Origin of the sequence: Pontibacter rugosus, assembly GCF_042678745.1 — a bacterium.
Taxonomy (GTDB): domain Bacteria; phylum Bacteroidota; class Bacteroidia; order Cytophagales; family Hymenobacteraceae; genus Pontibacter; species Pontibacter rugosus.
The window spans coordinates 1-1168 of sequence record NZ_JBHTLD010000431.1; the positions used below are offsets into that span (position 1 = coordinate 1).

Annotated in this window: 1 protein-coding gene; it reads right to left on the reverse strand. The window is 41.7% G+C overall.

What is annotated here, in order from left to right; genetic code table 11:
- Nucleotides 1-168: 168 nt before the first annotated feature.
- Nucleotides 169-1065, reverse strand: coding sequence for an aldo/keto reductase (locus tag ACFQ2O_RS21735; RefSeq protein ID WP_377533025.1), 897 nt, complete (start codon nt 1063-1065; stop codon nt 169-171).
- Nucleotides 1066-1168: the final 103 nt, after the last annotated feature.

Sequence of the window (1168 nt, forward strand, 5' to 3'; positions counted from 1 at the left end):
CTATTAATATACTTGTTAAGCCGTAATTAAACTCAAATAAAAAGCATGTTAGCCATAGTATAATCTACAGTAACATGCTTTCTATAATTTAAGCAAAATCTTAGCTATTCCAGAACTGTAAAAGGTATGTGAAATGGATCAAGAAAGTATAAATAACAGCAGTATAGACTAGCGGTGTTGCTCATACTTATTTGGAGCCAATATCTCCTTCAGGTATTCTGTAGTTTCTTTTGTAGCACTAGTAGAATTGGCTATATCCAGCGCATCTGTTAATTGCGCTGAAGTACGAATTCCTAGCACAGCTGTAGTGATGGCAGGGTGATGTAGCACAAATTGCGCAGCTACCACAGCGGAACTATGATTTTCTCCGCCAGCTGCCTTTACGGCCTCAGCTGCTTTTATTACCTCATCGGCTGTATAGCCCAAGTATGGCTTAGCTGGTTTGCCGGCTAAAAGACCCTGCGCCAGGCTACCGCGTGCTAACACTCCAATTGAATGTTCCTGCAGCAGTTGCAGTATCTCCTCCTCTGGCCGTCTATCCAGCAGGCTGTACTGTAGCATCACACTTGTTATAGCTGAACGACTCACATACTCCCTGATCACATTTAGCCTGATGGAGGAAATGCCGTATTGCCTGATTTTACCTTGCTGCTTTAGCAGCTCAAAAGCTTCTATTGTCTCTTCTATAGGATCGTCTATGGTGCCGCCGTGGAGCTGGTAGAGGTCGATATAATCTGTGCGGAGCCGCTTTAAACTAGCATCTACCGCGCTAAGTATGTATGATTTGCTTGGGTTCCAATCCCATCCGCTGCCATCGCTTCGCCATTGGTTACCTACTTTTGTGGAAATAACAACCTGCTCCCGCATTCCACAGAACGCTTTACCCACCATTACCTCGTTTTCACCTTTATCATAAAGGTCTGCCGTATCAAAGAAATTAATGCCTTCGTCTAAAGCGCTGTGCAACAACTTAGCATTGGCTGTTTGGTCAGCACCTAAAGACATACACCCAAAACTCACTTCACTTAATTTTAAGTCTGATTTGCCTAGCAGATTATACTTCATATAATTTTATATTTGTTTCAAGAAAAGCCTCTCCTTTAAGCACTACTCAAATTTGATTTGTTTGTTCTCCTGTACTTTTTAAAGAAATAGTAAAAATAATATG

Excerpts from the sequence above, each read along its gene's own strand:
- ACFQ2O_RS21735 (WP_377533025.1), bottom strand. The coding sequence starts at position 1,065 with ATGAAGTATAATCTGCTAGGCAAATCAGACTTAAAATTAAGTGAAGTG.